Consider the following 23,208-nt stretch of genomic DNA (forward strand, 5'->3'; position numbering starts at 1 on the left):
TCCCTTGGAGATTCATGTTAATAAAGATTCTATTGCTGCTAATTCTGCGGTGATGGACATTTCAACTTCCTTTTCAGAGGAGAAGTTATCTGGAGGGTTGAGATCCTGTTGTTCAGTTATTGCGGAAATAACAGTTTTCTCTGGTGGTAACAACTGGGTAGCAATATACTCAGCTAAAGCATTAATAGTGGGATGTTCAAACAACACTGTAGAAGGAATGGTTTGCTTTAAATTGTTTTCTAGATGACTACGCAACTCTACCATCATCAGTGAATCCATACCCATATCAAAAAATCCTAATTGCACATCTGGTAGTTGGGAGGAGGGCGAACCTAAAACTTGACTGACTTCTGTTTGTAGGTAATTTCTTAAATATGAAATACGTTCTTTTATTCCTAAAGATTTGATTTGCTCTATTAATTGTGAGGTTTGATTTTGATTGGTGGTTGCTGGTGCTTGGTTGTAAAAATCGCTAAAGAAAGATGAGGATGATTTTTGCTTGAGCAGTTCTGACCAATTGATAGGAATTACCCCTACTTGTGTGGAAGATTGGGTGAGGAGAAATTCTAAAATATCTATACCTTGGTCGGGAGTAATTTCACCGATACCCCGTGAACTCATTTGATTAGAAACTTGTCTTTTAGCTGCTGCACCAATATCAGACCATACACCCCAATTGATACTCAGTGCAGGTAATCCCTGATGGTGGCGATATTGGGCTAAAGCATCGAGGAAGGTATTTGCAGCTACGTGGTTCGCCTGTCCTGGAGAACCTAGAAGGGAAGCTGCGGAAGAAAACATAATGAAATAATCTAGGGGGATATTTTGGGTTAATTGGTGGAGATTCCAAGCACCGGTAACTTTGGGATTCATGACGCGGTGCGATCGCTCTGGAGTTAATTGCTGTAAAATTCCATCATCTAAAACTCCAGCAGCGTGAATAATCCCCCGCAAAGGTGGATGGTTTTGCTGAATATCTGTCAAAACTGCTGCTAGTTCGTCTTTTTGGCTCACATCTGTCTGAGTGATAATAATTGTTGCCCCTGTTGCTTGTAAGGCTTGAATTTGTTGCTGTGCTTGTGTATCTGGTTGGTTACGTCCCAAAAGTACGAGATATTTTGCACCTTCTTCTACTAACCAACGCGCCACACGCAAACCTAAACCGCCCATTCCCCCTGTAATTAAGTAGGTTGCATCGGGTTTTACTGACTTAGTGGGTGTGTGGGTAATAACTATTTTGCCGATATGTTGGGCTTGTTGCATCATCTGCAAAGCTTCTACTATCTTGGTGGTGGGGAAAATTGTTTCAGGAAGCGGCTGCATTTTCCCTGTAGAGAACTCTGCCGTGAGACAATGTAACAAGGTTTGGATTATCTGGGGTTGTTGTTGAGCAACACTCATCAAATCCACTAGATGATAAGCAACTTGAGACTTGACTTGAGCAACTTGTTGCGCGTTCCAAACTCCCCGTTTACCAATTTCGATAAACTGTCCTTGGGGTTTAAGAACAGATAAACTAGCTGGGATAAATTCACCAGACAGGGAGTTAAATACAATATCCACCCCTTCCCCCTGGGTAATTTCGAGAATTTCCTCGGCAAAATCCAAGGTACGAGAATTAAAGATATGTTCCACACCTAAAGCGTGTAACGTATCCCATTTCCCAGGACTAGCTGTAGCGAAGACTTCTAACCCGGCTTGTTGGGCAATTTGTAAAGCAGCCATACCAGTTCCCCCAGTCGCCGCGTGAATGAGGATGCGTTGTCCCGGTTGAATTTTCGCAACTTCCCACAAAGCATAAGCAGCAGTAAGGAAATTGGCGGGAATGGCGGCTGCGGCTGTAAAACTTAGGGAATCTGGTTTTTTAATTACATAATTAGCGTTAGTTGTCACATATTGACTAAAACTATCAGCAGCCAAAGCCACCACAGCATCACCCACATTTAAATGTGTGACACCCTCACCGACTGCGACAACCTCCCCAGCACATTCGACACCAAACCAATCACGTTCAAAAAGTAGTAATCCCAAAGCATCGAGAACATCAATAAAATTTAATCCGGTGGCTTTTACTTGAATTTTTACCTCTCCGGCTTGGGGTTGACGACGGAGGGAAGGTTGCCATTTTAAGGATGTAAGTACGCCGCGTTTACCAATTGTTAAGCGATATGGTTCATCGGGAAGAGTTTGATAAGTGCAGCGAGTTAATCTGGCTACCTTGCGGCCAGATGCGTGTAAGGCGATTTGTGCTTCTTCTCCAGGATGGGTAATTTCGGTAACGAGGGTTTCAACTTGAGTAAGTAATTCTTTTGTGGGGTCTAAATCGACACATCGACAATTTAATTCTGGGTGTTCTAAACGGATGACTTTGCCCATACCCCAGAGAGAAGATTGATTTAATCCTGTAGTGGTGTGGGGATTGATAGCACCTTGAGTAACTAACCAAAGGTTGATGGGGTAATGTTGGGTTTGAATGAGAGTTTGGACGAGGTGGAGAAGATTATTACATTCATCAATACTGTCTTGACAACCAGCGATATAAATGATGTGTTTGATAGATTGATTGAGGAATTCTTGAATATTATCTGAAGGTTTGAGGGTGAAAGATGACAATTGTAATTGTTTATTTATCGCATCTCCCCATGCGGATAAATCTGTAATAATCAAGCATTTTTCCTGGTTTTTAGCTCTCTGTGAAAGTTTTGCCACAATTACGCTTTGTTGGGATAATGCTTCTGGGAGAATTGAATCAGGAGTAATATTTACAACGTTGGTAAAGCCGTGTGTTTGTAATAAATTTTGCCAAGCATCAGTAGAAATCAGGGGATGATGTGGGCGTAAATCTTTATCTTGAAAACGCCACCAACCTTCAGTCAAACCAAAAATTAAATCTATCCAAACACTGGGGATTGTACCTTCTAAAAGGATGAGTAACCCGTGATTTTTGAGTAATGATTTAACATTAGTAATTGTGTGAGTTAAATTTTCAGTTGCGTGGAGGACGTTAGCTGCAATTACTATGTCAAAACTATGAAGGTTAATATCTTGATTGTTTGAAGGTTGTTCAATATTTAGAGTTTGGTAACTCACAAATTCATACTCTGAAAATTGCTGACGCGCCTTTGCTAGAAATAAAGGTGAAATATCTGTGAATACATATTCTACAGATTTGTTGATGAGTTGTGGTAAAACATAAGCTGTTGTTCCGCCAGTACCCGCACCAATTTCTAAAATTCTTACCTTTTCCCCTGGAGGTAAATCTTTTAAAGCTGAGTTTATCGATTGCTGTACTAAGGTATTCATTACCTTCGCACCAAGCGAGTTTTGATACAGTTGGGTAAGGGTTGATAAGTCTCCGTTGGGGAATAACAAATCTACAGGATTACATTCTCCTTGTAAAACTTTAGCTAAATTTGTACCGCAACGTTCTATCAGGTTTAATTCTGCTGTTATTTCTGGGTAATGTGTTGGGGTAAGTTGGGGTTTTTCATATTCATACTGATTTTGGATGAGAGAAAGTAGGTGTGTATATAATTGCTGATGTTGCGGGGTAATTTCTGCTGATAAAATATCAATATTTTGTAAGGCTTGAGTGATATAATAAAAACTTAGTGCTTCGAGTTGTGGTAGTAATTGGGCATAAGTTTTAATTTCCTCTGTTGTTAATAGTTCTGCAAATTTAGGTGCTAATTCTTGGGCAATTTCGACTGGGGATTTCAGGGAAATATCAGAGGTGATGCTTAAAGGTTGTATTCTCCATTCAATTTCATATAACCAATTTTGCCAATCTGTAATAGTTGATGATTGTATTTTTTTGAGTTTTAATCCTTCAACTACAGCAATTACTCGTCCTGCTGGTGACAGAATTTGAATATCTGCAATTAAAATGGGGGAAGCTTTATCTGGAGTAAGTAATTTAACTAAACTCCAAACGCTTTCTCCAATGGGTTGATAAATTGACAATTTATTTACGCCAATAGGTAGGTAAACAGAGGGTGTAGGTTGATTGTAAAAAATTGCTGCTATGGTTTGCAAACAAGCATCGATAATAATGGGATGAAATTGATAATTATCACGACAATTACAAGCTAATGGCAAGTGAATTTCTGCTAAAGCTTGGTTTTCGTGATGCCAAATTTGAATAATGGCTTGGAAGGTTTCACCGTAGTCAATTCCTACTTGAGTAAGGGTTTGATAAAAATCGGTAATGTCGGTGATTTGAGTGAATTGCTTTTGCAGTTCTGCAAGATTTATCTGCTTGGTTTGGGGAATATTGTTGTGAGGTTTTATTTTACCAGTAGCATGAGTTATCCAATTATTATCTATTCCCTCCTTTTGGTAAGGGGAGAGTTGGGGTGGGGTGAGTTCTATACTGACAATTTCAAATTCATGATTATTCTTCAGGATGAATTGTATATTTTTGGGATAATCTGGAATTAAAATACAAGTTTCTTGAAAAGAAATTGTTTCTACAGCAATACTAACATCTTTAAATATTGTCTTTGCCGCAGCTAAAGACATTTCTAAATATGCTGCACCAGGGACGATGATTTGGTTAAATACTTTATGGCCTTGTAGATAAGCAGGGTTATTAGTAGCAATTTGTTGCTCAAAGTAAATATCAGAAGATTTAGCTAAGTTTAATTGCTGTCCTAATAAGGGATGAATATTATCATCTGAAGATGAATAGTAACTTTTATTTACTGGTTTAATATCTATCCAAAAATGTTGTCTTTGGAAAGGATAGTTTGGTAAGTCTAAGCGTTGACGGTGGTAATTCTGCTCAAATTTATGCCAATCAATTTTTACTCCTTTGCCATATAATGCGGCGATACTTGATAGTATTACCTGCCAATCTTGTTGTTTTGGCTGTAAGCTTGGTAGCCACAAATATTTATCAGCTTGGGCAATAACAGAGCGTGCCATTTGTAGTAAGGTGGGCTTTGCTCCTACTTCTAAAAATATGCTGCAATTTTGTTGAATTAGCGTTTCGACACTAGCAAGAAACTGTACTGGTTGGCGAATGTGACGACACCAATATTCAGGAGTAGCAATTTCTGCACTAATTAAGCTACCTGTGACGTTAGATATGATTGGATATTTCGGCGGATGAAAATTAATAGTACGGGCAATTTGTTCAAATTCTCCTAACATGGCTTCCATCATAGGTGAGTGGAAAGCATGGGATACTGATAGAGGTGTGGCTTGAATATTTTGGGATGCTAAAACAGCAATAATTTTCTCAATGGCAGCAGTTTCACCAGAAATTACTGTATTATTAGGGGCATTAATTGCAGCAATGGAAACTTGTTGATGATAAAGTAATATGAGGTTTTGTAATTGAGATGCACTGGCTGCTACTGCTACCATTTTACCTGGTGGTAGTTGCTGCATTAAACGCGCACGAGTAGCAATTAGTTTTAAACCATCTTCTAAATTGAAAACTCCAGCAATACAAGCAGCGACATATTCACCAACGCTATGTCCCATGAGAAAATCAGGTTTAATTCCCCAGGATAGCCACAGTTGACACAGTGCGTATTCTAGGATGAATAATGCGGGTTGAGTATAGCGGGTTTGAGGAATTAATTCGTTACTATTTTTGTTGTCTTCCTGAAATAATACTGAACGAAGGTCTAAGCCTAAATCAGCTAATAATAATTCACAGCACTTATCTATTGTTTCTTGGAATAATGGTGCGGTTTGATATAGTTCCCAACCCATATTTTGATATTGTGAACCTTGTCCAGTGAAGAGAAAGGCGATTTTGGGGCGAGGTTGAGAATTTATTCTAGTTGTAAATATGTTTGTGGTTGCTTCATTATTGATGAAACAATTTAATTTTTCTTGGGCTGTGGTCAGGGAATCGGCGATGATAGCTAGACGATGTTCAAATTGACTTCTTCCAACATTTGCACTATAACAAATATCTGCCCAATCATTATCCTTGAGATGGTTGATATAGCTTTGGGCTAGTTGTTTTAATGCTGTCTCAGTTTTAGCTGATAAGGTCAGAATATGTAGAGGACGTTCTATAGTATTTTCTCTATTTTGATTGGGAATTTCTGTAGATTCCAAAATAATATGAGCGTTAGTTCCACTAAAGCCAAAGGAACTTACCCCAGCTATTTTTTTTCCATGCCAAGGTGTGCAAGTGGTGGGAATATGAATGGGAAACTGTTCCCAGGAAATATGGGGGTTTGGTTGTTCAAAATGCAGATGAGGGGGAATTTCCCCATATTTCAACGCCAGGACTACTTTGATTAACCCGGCGATACCCGCAGCAGCTTCTAAGTGTCCGATGTTGGTTTTGAGTGAACCTACTAATAAAGGCGATTCTTGATGACTTTCCCCAAATACAGCCCCTAAAGCCCCAATTTCAATGGGATCTCCCAAGGCTGTACCTGTTCCATGTGCTTCTATATAAGTAATATCACTAGGTTTTAGAGTCGCATTTTTTAAGGCTTGTCTAATAACCGCTTGTTGTGAAAGACCATTCGGAACTGTTAAGCCGCTACTGCGTCCATCTTGGTTGACGGCACTACCCCGAATTACTGCTAGTATAGGATTCCCGGCGGCTATGGCATCGCTCAATTTTTGCAGAATGATTATGCCGCAGCCTTCACCCCTTACAAAGCCATCAGCTTTAGCATCAAAGGTTTTACATCGTCCATCGGCTGCTAACATCCGCGCTTGGGAAAAGTTGATGGTAAATTCTGGGGAAAGGATGCGATTTACACCACCGACTACAGCGAGTTGACATTCTCCTTGGCGGAGGCTTTGACAGGCGAGATGTACGGCGACTAGGGACGAGGAACAGGCGGTGTCTACGGCTAAGGAAGGGCCTGTGAATCCTAAGATGTAGGAAATCCGACCGGCTGCGGTACTGTGGGAATTACCTGTGGCTAAATAAGCGTCGATGTCTGTGACTGGGCGATTTAATAGGTGGGTGGTGTAGTCGTTGCTGCTGATACCAATGAAAACTCCGGTTTGGCTACCTGTAAGTTGTTCGGGTAAGATACCTGTGTTTTCTAAGGCTTCCCAAGTGACTTCTAATAATAGTCGTTGTTGGGGGTCTAGGGAAATGGCTTCTTTTGGGGCGATACCAAAAAAGTCTGCGTCAAATTCTTTGAGGTGTTCGATAAAACCGCCGTAACGGGTGGACATTTTGCCAGGGGTGGCGGGTTTGTTGTGGTAGAAGGTTTCTAGAGACCAGCGATCGCTCGGTGTTTCCGTAATTACATCATGTCCGTTGCGTAATAATTGCCACAAATTTTCGGGTGTGTCCGCACCGCCAGGAAGGCGACACCCCATTCCAATTATTGCTATGGGTTCGGTTTGATTTTCAGTGAGTGTTTTGATTTGTCCCCGCAAGTCTTGGATTTGCTTGAGGGCGTTTTGCATTAGGGTGCGGTAGTCTTGTGTCATGGTTTTTTAAACGCAGAGGGAGCGCGGTGAACCAGCGTTGTAGGAGGGTTTCCCTCCGTAGACGACTGGTGAACCCGAAGGGAGGTAAACGCAAAGGGGCGCGGATTTAGTTGAGTTGTTCGAGTTCTTGGGCTAGTAGTTGGGCGATTTCTGCGGTGGAGAGTTCTGGGGTTTGTTGTAGTTCATTGCTGAGGTGGTGGGCTAATGTTTGAATGTTGGGATAGTCGAAGGCTATGGTTGAGGGGAGTGTGATTTTGAGGTTGGTTTGTAGGCCGTTTTTGAATTCAATGGCGGTGAGTGAGTCCATTCCTAAGTCGAAAAATCCGGTTTGGGGGTTAATTTCATGGGGTAGGAAACCTAAGACTTTGGCTATTTGTTCGCGGAGATAGGTTTCGAGTAGTTCGTAACCTGCTGTTTTATCTAGTTGAGATAGTTTTTCTAGTAAATCTGTTTTGGGGGGTGGTGTTTGGGTGGTTTCTGGGGTTTTTGTTGTGTAAAAATGCTCGAAAAATGGTGAGGTAATTCCTTGTTGGGCGAATTTTTCCCAATCAATTGGTACTACTCCAACTTGGGTGAGGGGTTGGGTGATGAGGTGTTGTAAAATTTGGATACCCTCAGCAGGTGCGATCGCATCAATTCCTCTTTGCTGCATTTGCTTGGTGGCTTGGGTAGCTGAACCAATTTCTGACCAAATTCCCCAGTTAATACTCAGTGCTGGTAAGCCTTTGGTGGTTCGGTAATGGGCTAGGGTATCAAGAAATGTATTTGCAGCTACGTGGTTTGCTTGTCCCGGTGAACCGAATAGGGCGGTGGCTGAGGAGAAGAGGACGAAGAAATCTAAAGGTAGGTGTTGGGTTAATGTATGTAGATTCCACGCCCCCATGACTTTCGCCGCCATGACTTTTTGAAAGCGTTCCCAGTTCATTTGTAATAACGCGCCATCATCTAATACTCCCGCCGCATGGATAATTCCGGCTAGGGGATGTGCAGAGGTTTCGATTTCTGTCAAGATGTTGCTTAAATCTGCCGTTTGGGATACATCTATTTGTGCGATCGCTATTCTTGCACCTGTAGTTTCTAATTCCTGAATCTTTGATATTGCATCAGCTGTAGGCGCATTGCGTCCCAATAGCAGCAAATGACAAGCCCCCATTTTCACCAGCCATTCCGCCACCAATAAACCTAAACCACCCAAACCACCAGTAATTAAATAAGTACAATTCTCTTTGAGAGGATATAGAGAATTTCCCAGTCCCCAGTCTATTACCACTTTCCCAATATGCTTACCTTGCTGCATATACCGAAAAGCATCTACTATTTGAGTCATGGGGAATACTTTCGCAGCTAGGGGTTGCAGGCGATGTTGCTCAAATTCCTCCACTAACTGCTGTAACATATTCTGTATCAGTTCTGGTTGCTGGTAGCACAATTCAAATAAATCTACCAAAAAGTAATCTGCATTTGGTTTAACTTGTTTTACCTGTTCCTCTGTCCATACATCAATTTTGCCAATTTCTACAAATCTTCCTTGGGGTTTGAGAACTGCGAAACTTGCAGCGATAAAATCACCACGGAGGGAATTGAGGACGATATCTACACCTTCTCCTTGAGTTTGGGCGAGAATTTCTTCAGTAAAATCTAAAGTGCGAGAGTTGAAAATATTGGTTACGCCTAAGTTTCGTAGCGTTTCCCATTTCTGGGGACTGGCGGTAGCAAATATTTCTGCACCTGCTTGTTGGGCGATTTGGATGGCTGCTTGTCCCACACCACCCGCAGCAGCATGGATAAGAACTTTGTCACCGGGGCGAATTTTGGCTTGTTGGTGCAAGGTGTAAAAGGCGGTGAGGAAGGCGGCTGGTATGGTTGCGCCATCTATGATATTTAAATGTTGGGGTAGGGGGATTGTTATGTCTGCCTTGATGGTGACATACTGGCTAAAGCTACCACTGGCTAAGGCTATGACTGTTTGTCCGATTTGTAGATGGTGTACGTCTGTACCGATAGCTACTATTTCGCCGACGCACTCGCAGCCTAGCATTCCGGGTTCGCCTGGGTATAAGTCTAAGGCGTTTAATATGTCGCGGAAGTTTACGCCTGTGGCTTGAATGCGGATTTCTATTTCTCCTGGGTTGGGGGGGGTGCGGTTAACTGTTTGGAAGGTGAGGTTTTCTAGTGTTCCTCTTTGGGAGATGGTTAATTGGTGGTTTTTCTCACGCAGAGGCGCAGAGACGCAGAGAGGAGTGGGAGAGAGTCTTGAGGTGTATCGGGTTTCAGTGCGCCAAGCGATTTCTTTTTCTGGGGAGTTGGTTAGGAGTTCTTTTAAAAGAATATCTAGTTGTTCTGTGGGGGTGTGGGTTGGATCTAGGTCTAAACAGTAACAGTTGATTTCTGGATGTTCTAGTTGTATTACTTTACTGATTCCCCACAATGTTGTTGCTGCAAGTCCTTTTATAGAGGTGTTTTTGCCTGTGTTGACTGCTCCTTGAGTTATTATCCACCATTGCGGTAATTGCTGATTCTCTACATTTTTCTGTAAGCAATACAACAGGCTTTCGCAGAGGGTCTGTTGTTGTTTCATCAATTCTTCTGTGGTTAATTCGTCGGGGTGAGGTACGTCTAAACCCCAGAGGTTAATTAGGTGTGATGCTGGTGTGGGAAGGTGGGGAAATTGGGAGTCGGCAAAAATTAGATGACAAGTTACTCCTTGGCTTTGCAGATGGGTAGCGAGTTTTTCTCCTAAGCCTTGTTTATCTGCCAAAATCAACCAATTATCTGGTAAGTTTGGGGTTTGCGCTGTAATTACTGCTTGGTTTCCTATGGTTTCAAGTAAGGTTGGAGATTCATACCCCGCCTGTGTTAATAATTTTTGCCACTGTTCGCTGGAAATTAGGGGATGATGGGGACGTAAAGTATAATCTTGGAAACGCCACCAGCCTTCAGTCAAACCAAATATTAAGTCTAACCACCATACTGGCTGTACTCCTTCTAATAAAACAAGTAAGCCGCCTCTTGATAAAAGTTGTTTGATGTGGGTTACAGTGTGCTGTAAATCTTGGGTGGCGTGGAGTACGTTAGCAGCGATGACGATATCAAAGCTATTTTCTGTGAAACCTTGAGTTGAGGGGGGTTTTTCGACATCAAATAATTGATATCGCACACAGGAATAATTGGCGAATTGTGGCTGGGCTTTGCTGAGAAATAAGGGTGAAATGTCGGTGAAGAAATATTCGATGTTTCTCTGTGCGAGTTCTGGTAACAGATGTGCGGTTGTTCCCCCAGTTCCCGCGCCTATTTCGAGGATTCGTAGGGGTTGTTCTGGGGGAATGTCTGCTATGGCTGTGATGATTGCTTGTTTTACCAAGGTATTCATCATTTTCGCAATGGGTGAATTTTGGTAAAGGTGCGTTAAGTCGCTGAAGTCTCCGTTTGGAAATAATAATTGTAATGGGTCGGTGTTTCCTTGTAAAACTTCTGCTAAATGGCTGGTACAGCGTTCGAGTAAGTTTAATTCGGATGTGGCGTTGGGATATGTTTGACGTAATTGGCTAAAGCTGGGGGGTGTTTCTCTGTCTTCTTGGTTTTTGAGAATTTGCCGTAAATGCTGATATAGTTTTTTATGTTGGGTTACTATACCCAATTCTTCACCAGGTTGCAATGTCTGTAATATGCAAGCTAAACTCAGCTTTTCTAGTTGGGATGATAGGGATAAATAATTATCTAATTCTAACTGATTTAATATTGATGAGTTACTAACTTTAGTGGGAGTTAGTAAGTGATGGTGAGTTAGAGGGTTTTCTTGCCATGCAATACTATATAACCAATCTTGCCAGTTATTTAATTGTTTAATTGGCTGAATTTTTAAGCCGGTGACAGTGGCTATGATTTTTCTATCAGCATTGAATATTTGAATATCGGCGAGATATTTTTCTCGTAGTTTAACGTAACTCCAAAGGTGAGTTTGGTGTTTTTCTCCATTCCATTGGAACTGTTCTATGGCTACGGGTAGGTAGGCTGTGAGTGGTTGGGAGTCGAGGAAAATTGCTCCCATTACTTGTAAGCAAGCGTCTAATATTATGGGGTGAATTTGATAGGGGGTTGTGTCGATTTCTGGTGATAGTTTGATTTCGCCTAATGCTTGGTTTTCTCCTCGCCATAGTTGTTGAATTGCTTGGAAGGATTTTCCGTATTGTATTCCTACTTTTTGGCAGGTTTGGTAGTAGGTGGTGGGGTCGATTTTTTGGGTGCAGGTTGTTGGGAGTTGGGGGGAGTCTAGAAGGGGTGGGGAGGTTTGGATAATTCCTGTGGCGTGGGTTGTATGGGTGGTTTTTTTCTCACGCAGAGGCGCAGAGGCGCAGAGAGGGAGAGGAGGCTCTATTTCGCTATGTAAGGAGAGGATTTCAAATTGGTAGGTTTGTGGTTCTAGGGGGGTGAGGATTAGTTGTAGGGTAATTTCTTGGGTGGTGGGTAAGGGTTGGATGATTTGGATGTTTTGCAGGTTGTAGGAGTTGGATGGAAATATTTGTTCTGCTGCTGCGATCGCTATTTCTATATAGCCGGCAGCAGGCATTATACTATTACCCATGACTTGATGTTGCTGTAGGAAGTCTGGGTTGTTTTGGGAAATTTGACTTTGGAAATATATGGTTTCTGATTTGGCTAGTTGTAGTTTCTGTCCCAGTAAAGGATGTAGATTATGAGTTGGGGAGTGTGGGGTAAATTCAAGTTTCTCTACCCAAAATTTCTGACGTTGAAATGAATATGTTGGTAAAATTACTCGTTGATGTGGTTGGTTGTCGGTGAAGTTTTCCCAGTTGATATCTATACCTTGCATATATAATGATGCGAGGCTAGATAAGATTGTTTGTATATCACTTTGTCCGGGACGTAAACTGGGCAACCAGGAATAATTTTCTACTGCTGATAAACAGGTTTTACTTATACTGAGTAAGGTGGTTTTCACTCCAATTTCTAGAAAAATCTCGCAGTTTTCTTTGGCTAATGTTTCTATCCCCGCCGCAAATTGTACGGGTTGTAAAATGTGATTACACCAATACTCGGCGTTAGCAATTTCTTCACCAATCACTTTACCTGTGATGTTAGAAATTATCGGTGTTTTGGGAGAATAGAAAGTAATACTCTCGGCTACTTGTCTAAATTCCTCTACCATTGACTCCATTAAGGGAGAGTGAAAAGCGTGGGAAACGGACAAGGGGGTAGTTTTGATTCCCTGATTTTGCAGGGTTTCGGCTATTTGTTCAATTACTGTCTGTTCACCGGAAATTACTGTATTATCTGGGGAATTGATGGCAGCAATACCCACTTTTTCAGAATATGCTTGGATATATTCAGCGATTTCTGTGGCTGATGCACTCACAGCTAACATTTTTCCATTCTCAGGCAATTGTTGCATCAACTGAGCGCGGTGAGCAATTAGTTTGATTGCGTCTGGTAAGGTGAAGACACCAGCAATACAAGCGGCGACATATTCCCCTAAACTATGTCCTATGAGAAAATCAGGTGTAATTCCCCAGTGTCGCCACAGTTGAGTTAAGGCGTATTCGATAGCGAATATGGCGGGTTGGGTGTAGATGGTTTGGGAAAGGGTGTAGGGGTGTGGGGGTGTACTTCTCTGCGAGACGCTCCGCGAACGACTTTGCTCAGTAACCGGGGTGTGGGGGGAAGGACTTATTTTGTTTTCTGGTGTGAATAAAATTTCACGTAAATCTACATTTAAGTGGGGATGCAATAATTCACAACATTTATCAAGTTGTTGGCGGAAGTAGGGGTGGGTGTCGTACAGTTCTCTCGCCATGTTAAGATACTGGCTACCTTGTCCGGTGAAGAGAAAGGCGATTTTGGGTACTTGACTGGGTAATGTTGCTGGGGTATTATGCAGGTAGTTAAATAATTGCTCATAAACTGAATTATAATAATTGGCGGGTATCGTCACGCGGTAAGGGAAGTGCGATCGCCCGATGTTGGAAGTAAAGCAAATATCACCAAATTTATCTTCTGGCTGTGAAGTAAAGTATTTAATATATTCTTCTACAAGTCCCCGCAATGCCTGGGGTGTTTTGGCGGATATGGTTAGTAGATGATATCTCTCGTCTTCCTGAGAATGTTGAACAGGGGTAAATTCTTCTAATATTAAATGTACATTCGTCCCACTCATCCCGAAGGAACTCATACCGGCGATGCGTTTACCGTTTTCACTTTGCCACGGAGTTAACTGAGTCGGGACGGTGAGGGGTAATTTCTGCCAGGGAATGTAGGGGTTTGGTTGTTGGAAATTGACATGGGCGGGAATTTGTTGGTGTTGCAGTGCCAAGATGACTTTAATTAACCCCGCTACCCCAGCAGCACCTTCTAAATGTCCGATGTTGGTTTTCACCGAACCGATAGATAAGGGTTGATGGGAAGTTCTACCTTCACCTAGTACCTTAGCTAACGCTAAAACTTCGATGGGGTCGCCGAGAACTGTACCTGTGCCGTGGAGTTCACTATACTGGACTTGGTGTGGTTCGACTTGGGCGTTTTGCAAAGCTTGGCGAATGACTGCTTCTTGGGCTGTGCCGTTAGGGGCGGTTAAACCATTGCTGCTGCCGTCGTGATTGACTGCTGAACCGCGAATTACTGCTAAGATAGGGTCATGGTTTGCGATCGCATCCCGCAATTTTTTCAAGACGACAATACCACAACCTTCACCGCGTCCATAACCATCCGCCGCCGCATCTAAGGTTTTACAACGTCCATCGACTGCTAAGGCTTTCAATTTACAAAAGCCAATCATCGGTTCTGGGGCTAAGATTAAGTTGACTCCTCCCGCCAAAGCCATGTCAGATTCACCGTTGCGGAGACTTTGACAGGCTAAATGTACCCCCAGCAAGGAGGAAGAACAGGTAGTATCTAGTTGCATTACTGTCCCTTGCAACCCCAACACATAGGCGATACGTCCGGCGGCGATGCTGCGAGTGTTACCTAAACTGCTAAAAGCATCAATTTTTGTGGGATGGGAAAGGCTATGTTTAGCGTAGTCATCAAAACACAGTCCTATATATATAGATGTCTTACTACCCTTAATTTTTTGCGTCGATTGTCCTGCACGTTCTAAAGCTTCGTGGCTAACTTCTAATAATAGACGTTGTTGGGGGTCGAGACTTTGGGCTTCGCGGGGAGAAATCCCGAAAAATTGAGCATCAAACTCATCTACTCGGTCGATAAAATGACCGTAGCGAGTGTACATTTTCCCTGGGGTGTCGGGATTGTCGTCGTAGTAGTTCTCTATATCCCAACGTTGGGAGGGAATTTCACCGACTGCATTCACTCCATCCTGTAACAATTGCCAAAATGCTTCCGGGTTATTTGCACCACCGGGAAATCTACAAGCCATGCCAATGATAGCTATGGGTTCGGTTTGTTGTGCTTCCAAGGCTGTGATTTCGGCTCGTAGTTGTCGCATTTCTACGAGTGCGTCTTTGAGCAATGTTTGGTAGTTGGGTGAGTTAGTCATAGGATTTTTTAAACGCAGAGGGGCGCGGAGGTAAACGCAAAGGGGCGCGGAGTCTCTTGTAACTCTCACTCTCTGCGCCTCTGCGTGATCATTTCATCTGAGGTTTACGGTAACGAGCGATCGCAATTTCTTGGCTTAAGAGTTGTGCTATATCTGTAGTAGATAAATCATCCAAGTTGTTATCTGAAGGTACAGCATTTTCCTGGGAGACTTCCCCTAAATAATTAGCTAAAGCATTAATAGTGGGAAAATTCCAAGCGATAGTCGCATCTAAAGGTTGGGAAATATTCAACCATTCTTGTAAATCTTGGGTTAGTTCTATGGCTGTGACGGAATCCATCCCATAATCAGCGAAGGCTTTATTTACATCTATAGTAGAAATTGGCTGTCGCAATTTTTGAGATATCCAAGTTTTTAACCAGTTTTGAATCTCTGAGGATGTATTAACTGCTGGTAAATCTTCTATGGGTGGGATGAACTGGGGACTCTCCACCGACTGACGCAATAATTCATCTAACTCCTGTGCTTCTCCAGCCAAGTTTTGTTCGATATCACCGATGGTTTTTGTATATTCGTTGAGGTGATGTACTAAACTTTGGGAACTGAGAAATAATAAGTTGTCGGTGTTGAAACTCAAGATTTCTTGGAGTTGCTCATCAAACCGATGTTTTACCCAAGCTATTGCTGTTGGCTCATCTAATACAGCCCATAATATCGCTTCAGTTGCGAGTTTACCGAGTTGATGGTAAACCCAACGTTGAACAGTGATGTTAGCGTCATCAAAGAAACGTTCTCGAATTGTATCGACAGCATTCTTTAATCTTTGTCCTACTTCTACCGCACCCAAAGTTTGACAGAGGAAATTTTGCAGCGTCTCACCTTGTTTGAGAACACGCGCACCCAAAAACCCGCATAAAGTTTCTGTCGGCCCTTCAAATATCCGTAAAACCCTTGCATCTCTGAGAATTTGCGGTGCAATATTACTTTCTATATATCCTCGTCCCCCTAAAGTTTGTACCAGTAAATCAGCTGCTTGCCAATAAAATTCCGGTGCAGAGATTTTACAAGCTGCATAAACTTCTGCGGGGACAGTATAATCTTGGTCGAGTAATTCTCCTACCCGCATCACCAAACTCTGCACGGCTGTAATCGCATTCGTCAATTCTTGCAGACGATGTAACACCACAGGATGGTCGAGTAACTTACCCGTAGCGACTTGTCGTCGTCCACTATAACGCCACATTAATTGTACACAACGTTGCATCCCACCGACACAAGCAGCTGCGATCGCTAACCTCCCATACATCATTGCATCTTGGGCGACATTCATCCCCTTCCCGACTTCACCCAAAATTTGCGCTGATGTCACCGGAATATCTTCCAAATAAACCGTATTCTGCACCATTCCCCGCATTCCCATCGTCAATGCTTCCGCACCTTGACGCAAACCAGGACTACCCCGACGCACCACAAAACCGCTAATTCCCGACTGATGTTTTACAAACACATTAATCACACCAGCCCAAGCAGCCGAACCACTCCAAATCTTTTCACCCCGCAACAACCAACCATCACCATCACTAATAGCCTGTGACTGTATAGCTTGAGGATTTGCCCCGGCACCCGTTTCCGTCAACGCAAAAGCCGCCAATTCCCGTCCCGTTGCCAAAATCGGTAAAAGTTCCGCCTTCAAAGCATCCGTCCCATACATTAATATAGGACGCACCCCCAAAACATTATTCAACCCCACAAACAAAGCCAAAGTCGGATCAATCGCCCCAAGCTGTTGTATAATCCTGATGGTTTCCGTATATCCCAAACCCAAACCACCATAACAACGCGGGACTTGCATCCCCAACAAACCCTTATTCCCAAAATCCAAAACCACATGAGGAGAAATACAACGCCGTTCATCCATCAACCGCGAATTAATATGATGATTAGCATAATCCCGTAACCACCCAATCAACCCATCTACTATCTTCTCCTTCTTCTCCTCTTTGCGCCTCTGCGCCTCTGCGTGAGCCAACTCCCACCCAAACACCACATCCAACCCCTGATTAACAAACCCCTCCCGACAAGCAAAACGCTGCACCTTCCCACTAGAAGTCTTCGGAATACTCCCCGGCTTCAACAAACAAATCCCATACACCTGCAACCTAAACTCACGAGAAATAGCCCCTCGAATCGCCGCAATAATCCCATCCTCATCAAGCTTACGCCAACTACTACGCTCCACCTCGTGCACCACCACCAACCGTTCTTCCCCGTCCACTTCCACACTAAACGCCGCACCCCAATAGGCACTCAAAGCCGGATGACACTGGGCAACAGTCGCTTCAATATCGTGAGGATAGTAGTTTTGTCCCCGAATAATCATCACATCTTTAATTCTACCGGTGACAAACAACTCACCTGAACTTAAATAACCCAAGTCACCCGTGCGTAAAAACCCGCCAGTTCCCGAAGCCAACGCCGCTTGAAAAGTTGCTTCCGTCTCCTGGGGACGTTGCCAATAACCTTGGGCGACACTTGCACCCTTAACCCAAATTTCCCCCTCTTCTCCTGCTGTACAAGGCTGTCGAGATTCGGGATTAACTATAATTACAGTCTGCTCATAACTGGGAGAACCACAACTAACAAGAGGTTGAGAAGTATTATTACATACTAAATTATCCTTAGTTTTCCCCGTGACAAACAAAGTCCCCTCAGCCAAACCATAACAAGGATAAAACGCTTCTTGGCGAAACCCATAAGCTTTAAAAGCCGTAGCAAATCTTTCCAGTGTATCTCTGCGAATTGGTTCTGCACCTGTAAAAGCTAACTCCCAACTACTCAAATCTAAATCAAGACATTCCTCTTGCCGAATATTGCGGACACACATTTCATAGGCGAAATTCGGTGCGCCGCTAGTGGTAGCTTGAGTTTGAGAAATGGCTTGCAACCAACGCAGGGGTTTTTGTAGAAAAGCTACAGGAGACATCAAGGTGACAGGGAAACCACCATACAAAGGCTGCAAAATCCCTCCAATCAAACCCATGTCATGATAAGGTGGCAACCAACTAACAACGTGGGTACTAGAATCATGTCCAAAACGTTGATAAATTTGCCCTAAGTTATGCAGCAAATTACCATGACTCAGCATCACGCCTTTGGGTGTGCCGGTAGAACCAGAAGTATATTGTAGTAAAGCCAGACTATCGGCTGTCAGTCGAGGATTCTGCCAAGCCTCACCTACAGATAAAATCATGCCATCTGTAGCAACTTTCGGCAAAGTCTCAATTAAAGTATCTTTAGCTACCTCTTTTAAAGAATCTTCTAAGGATACTGTAGTCAAAATTCCTTTGGCTTGGGCATCTACCGTAATTGCCAACAACCTCGCCATGTTGTGATTACGATGCGGTGGATAAACTGGCACTGCCACCACACCCGCATAAAAGCAACCCACAATAGCTGCAATCAATTCCAACCCTAGAGGATACATTAATAATACACGTTCTCCCTGCCAGCGCATAGCTTGTAAATGCACTGCGATCGCTCGTGCTTTGTGGTCTAACTCCCTGTATGTAAGATGCTCCTGTTTGTCATCTTGCCAAAAAGCAAAACCTAGAGAATCACCTCGTTGTTGTGTCCATGCGCGTAAGACATCCACAAGTGTCGCTGCATGGTGTGGAGTTAATGACAATACTTCTCGTTGGCGGTTAATCATTATGCACCAATTCGCCTTGGGGAAATGAAATTAGCTAAAAGGGTTTGTGAAAAATTTGCACTTTTCAACTGCGCTTCTTGGCAGTTAAATTTGGGTGTGGACTCAATCACCAATACCTGATTGATCAAGATTTCACTGAAGGCTAGTATACCTGACTGTTGATGATTTTACTAGCAGCTAGGGTGGCTATATTTGAACCTTCTTATTTTGTTACAGATAAAAACATAATTTTTTTACAATCTAACCTCTGTAATCTAAGGTATATTATTTTTAATAAAATTTCTCAATAATTTGATTGCAATGGCTCTAAATTGAGCCGTAATTCTTATTGAATGTTATTAGCTTGATCAATCAATTTGCAACAGTGATTACTATTGCAAACATTACATTCTACTAAACTGTCCACTTGATTTTGCAATGAATGATTCTTATCTAGAAAGATTGTGTCAGCAAACCATCACTGCACCAGAGTTAATATCTCTGTTGGCAGGTTATCAGATGCTACCTCAACTATATCGTGAGTTGTTAATTGACCAAGCTATAGCCTCTATAGAATGTACTCCAGAAGAAATAGAACAGGCAAAACAGGAAGATCCCCAACAGATAGAGACACTAGCAACCAGAAAATTACGGTTAGAAAAATTTAAACTAGCGACATGGGGACATAAAGTAGAGTCTTATTTTCTCACCCAAAAAGCGCAACTAGACCAGGTGACTTATTCTCTGCTACGAACCCGTGATATGGCACTTGCTCAAGAATTATACTTTCGGATTAAAGCCAAAGAGCAAAGTTTTGCAGAAATTGCGCGTCAATACTCCCAAGGGCCAGAAGCACAGACAGGCGGATTAATCGGCCCCACACCCCTCACCCAACCCCATCCCCAGTTAGCTACCAAACTCCGCGCCAGTCAACCAGGACAACTATTACCCCCCACGCGTCTAGGGGAATGGATTGTTATTGTGCGGTTAGAACAGATAGTTCACGGCAAATTAGATGATTCCACCCGGAAAAAACTCCTGAATAAACTCTTCCAGGAATGGTTACAAGAATCATTACAAGAAACTCTTACTAAAACTCTGTGTACCTCCGCGTGAACCTCCGCGATACTTTGCGTTTTAAAAACCTCACGCAGAGGCGCAGAGACGCAGAGAGTAAGAGTTTGAGAGATGAAAGTCTCACTTAACAAGTCTTTTTCAGACACGATATGACTACTTCGATCCCCTCAATTTCTGATTTCCTGACGATAACGCCGCCTTTCAACCTTCTATCTACCTCTGCTATTGAGCAATTGACACAGAAAGCACAACTATTGCGCTACCGGATGGGACAAACAATAGTTGTTAAAGAAACAATGCCGGCTCATGTAGCAATTATCTATGAAGGACAAGCGCGGCTAATTGGCTATAGCTACAATTCGGCTGTTCCCGATACTATAGAATTACTCCAACCAGGGGCGATTCTGGGTTGGGTAAGTTTGCTTAGGGGCGTGGGTTGTGAAACTGCGATCGCCTCTACGGAAAAGTATGTTTAACTATCCCATCTGTTATTTTTCAGCCTTTATTAAAAAAAGAAAAAGCCTTTAATGATGCCCTAACTAAACACTGTGCTACCTCAGAGTTATTTGATTTACTGAGTTTAGAAGTTCAACGCCGCGCCTTGGGGGAAGTTGAACTGACAGATTTAGTCCAGCAAATTCTTCCCCAAACTGTCGTTTTGAATCTTTCCAAAGGGAAAACAGCCCTTAGCCAATTAGATCCCCATCGGCTTTGGTTGTTAAGTAGTGGTAATACTAATTTTGCCATAGGCGATCGCTTAGAGCCATCCCCAGAGAAGCAAAATCTCAAGGTAGAAAGCGGTATAGCGAGGTTAATCGGCATTCCCCCGGTATCTTTCCAACCCACACCCACAGAAATAGAACCAGAAACAATCACAGACGATATCCCCTATGCCTCAGAACAACCCCCAGCCCTAGAATCCAAAGATAGACAGGGTAAATATCCTTACGTCGGTGGAAAAGGAGTATTAAATGAAACTCTAGCTTGCTTCCAGATGTTGAGCCAGTATTGGAATATGCCTTTCCGTCGTGATGTCATCCGCCGGGTATTGCAGAATCAGCAACAAAGATTAGGTAGTGTTTCCTTACAATTATGCGGTTCTTTAGCCGAAATGTTGGGTTTACGGGCGCAATTAGCCGTAGTTCCCGCCATTGCTGTCAGTCGCTTGCAAACCCCAGTCATACTGCAATGGCAAAATCGCTTTGCTATCCTCTACAAAGCTACCGATAGCGAACTGGTGTTAGGTGTCCCAGGAAAGGGAATACAACGCCACAAACCCAAAGCCTTCATTGAAACTTGGGGAGAACAAGGCGAAATTCTTCTCCTCCAACCAACAAAGGAAACCCCCCGTAAACGCTTCGGCTTAAGTTGGTTTTTACCCTTCGTTTCCCAGTATCGCCGCGTCTTGAGTGAGGTATTAATTTCCTCCTTCTTTGTCCAATTGTTCGGCTTGGCGAATCCCCTAATTACCCAGGTAATTATTGATAAAGTCCTAATTCAAAACTCCCCTGCTACCTTGAATGTGTTGGGGACATTGTTAGTTGCTACAGCCCTATTTGAAGCTGTCCTCACCACCCTACGGACTAATTTATTCGTAGAAACCACCAACCGCATAGACATGGCCTTGGGGTCAGAAGTCATTAACCATCTGTTGCGGCTACCCCTGGGTTACTTTGAAAAGCGTCCCGTTGGTGAACTTTCCACACGCATTAACGAACTAGAGAATATCCGCCAATTCCTTACAGGTACAGCCTTAACAGTAGTCCTAGACGCGATATTTTCCGTGATTTACATCGTCGTCATGCTGTACTACAGTTGGCTATTGACCTTCGTCGCCTTAGCCACAGTTCCCCTATTTGCCCTGTTAGGTGTAATTGTCGCCCCCGTCATCCGCCAACAAACCCGCACCCGCGCCGAACGCAACGCCCAAACCCAATCTTATTTAGTCGAAGTAGTTTCTGGGATTCAAACAGTCATTGCCAACGCGATCGCGTTGGCAATGGCAAGACCGTTATGCTCGTTATGTAGCTGATAGTTTCAAAAATGCTCTCACCTCCACTACAGCAGGTTCTATCAGTAAATTTCTGAACCAACTCTCAGGGTTATTACTCCTCTGGGTGGGCGCATTTTTAGTATTACAAGGAACACTCACCCTCGGTCAATTAATCGCCTTCCGCATCATCGCCGGTTACACCACAAGCCCCCTACTACGGCTAGTACAACTGTGGCAAAACTTCCAAGAAACAGCCTTATCACTGGAAAGATTAAGTGATATTTTAGACACACCTCAAGAAGAATCAGTGCGTCAAGATATACCCTTACCAGGTATTCAAGGAGCAGTTAAATACGACCATATCACCTTCCGCTTCACCCATAGCCCCACCCCCCAACTAGACAACATTAGTTTAAATATTCCCCCTGGTAAATTTGTCGGTGTAGTCGGACAAAGTGGTGCAGGTAAAAGCACCCTCACCAAACTCTTAACCCGTCTCTACGATCCCGAAGCTGGGCGTATTCTCATCGACGGTTACGACATCCACAAAGTTGAACTGTATTCCCTGCGGCGACAAATCGGCATGGTATTACAAGATACTCTGTTATTTGATACCACAGTTCAAGAAAACATTGCCTTAAATAACCCCGAAGCCACACCAGAAGAAATCATCAACGCCGCCAAAATCGCCTACGCCCATGAGTTCATCATGAGCCTACCGATGGGATATAACACCCGTGTTGGGGAAAGAGGATCGGCACTTTCTGGAGGACAAAGACAAAGAATTGCGATCGCTCGTACAGTCCTGCAAAATCCCCGCCTCCTGATTATGGATGAAGCCACCAGTGCCTTAGACTACAACAGCGAACGCCAAGTCTGTCAAAATCTCCAACAAGCACTAGAAGGGCGAACAGTCTTCTTCATCACCCATCGTTTAGGTACTATTCGCCACGCTGACATTATCTTAATGATGGAACAAGGCAGAATCGCCGAGCAAGGTACACATGACGAATTAATGGCTCTCAGAGGTCTTTACTACTGTTTATACCGCCAGCAAGAAGCTGTAGTGGTGTGAGTAAGTAATTCTTTAATTTTGAATTTTGTTAGCGCAGCGTTAGCGAGTCATCGAGCGTCATTTTGAATTTTGAATTGATTTGTCCCCAATCCCCAAATACTATGAGTTCTAACAACGGTCGCCTGACAACGATAACACAGGATACGAATATTACTCCCACACCACCTAAAACACCAAATCCTGCTGCATCCTCCTTTGAACATCCCCTGATGCTCAAACAATCCTCTGGGTGGTCACGGGGGATATTATGGACATTGATGTTTGTCTCAATTGCAGCAGTCGCTTGGGCTAGTGTCTCCAAAATCGAACAAGCAGTTCCAGCCCAAGGAAAACTCGAACCTCAAGATAATGTTAACGAGGTGCAAATCCCTATCGAGGGTGTCGCAATACTTCTCGGTTAAGGATTAAGCAGTATTAAGAATAAAAAAAGTGAGTGG

At 43.1% G+C, this 23,208-nt stretch carries 5 protein-coding genes and 1 pseudogene; 3 read left to right on the top strand and 3 right to left on the bottom strand.

Annotated elements, in window-relative coordinates:
• Positions 1–12 precede the first annotated feature (12 nt).
• The 3 genes from ACM0OR_RS20205 to ACM0OR_RS20215 all read right to left on the bottom strand — a co-directional run bounded on the left by ACM0OR_RS20205 (position 13) and on the right by ACM0OR_RS20215 (position 18,647).
• Complete coding sequence (locus ACM0OR_RS20205; protein ID WP_414578325.1) at positions 13–7,428, bottom strand: SDR family NAD(P)-dependent oxidoreductase; 7,416 nt, start codon at positions 7,426–7,428, stop codon at positions 13–15.
• Positions 7,429–7,534: 106 nt separating this feature from the next.
• Complete coding sequence (locus ACM0OR_RS20210) at positions 7,535–14,938, bottom strand: SDR family NAD(P)-dependent oxidoreductase (protein WP_414578327.1); 7,404 nt, start codon at positions 14,936–14,938, stop codon at positions 7,535–7,537.
• Positions 14,939–15,026: 88 nt separating this feature from the next.
• Entirely contained in the window at positions 15,027–18,647 is a 3,621-nt protein-coding gene (locus ACM0OR_RS20215; RefSeq protein WP_414578328.1) for an AMP-binding protein, read from the bottom strand.
• Positions 18,648–19,064: 417 nt separating this feature from the next.
• Between ACM0OR_RS20215 and ACM0OR_RS20220 the strand changes: the two genes are divergently transcribed.
• The 3 genes and pseudogenes from ACM0OR_RS20220 to ACM0OR_RS20230 all read left to right on the top strand — a co-directional run bounded on the left by ACM0OR_RS20220 (position 19,065) and on the right by ACM0OR_RS20230 (position 23,172).
• Entirely contained in the window at positions 19,065–19,742 is a 678-nt protein-coding gene (locus ACM0OR_RS20220; protein WP_414578330.1) for a peptidylprolyl isomerase, read from the top strand.
• A gap of 110 nt (positions 19,743–19,852) precedes the next feature.
• Positions 19,853–22,771: pseudogene (locus ACM0OR_RS20225) on the top strand (peptidase domain-containing ABC transporter).
• 101 nt (positions 22,772–22,872) lie between these two features.
• Positions 22,873–23,172: a hypothetical protein gene (locus ACM0OR_RS20230; RefSeq protein WP_414578332.1), complete on the top strand. Its 300-nt coding sequence runs from the start codon at positions 22,873–22,875 to the stop codon at positions 23,170–23,172.
• Positions 23,173–23,208: the final 36 nt, after the last annotated feature.

The organism is Anabaena sp. CCY 9402-a (genome assembly GCF_963920945.1).
Classification (GTDB): Bacteria; Cyanobacteriota; Cyanobacteriia; order Cyanobacteriales; family Nostocaceae; genus Trichormus; species Trichormus minutissimus.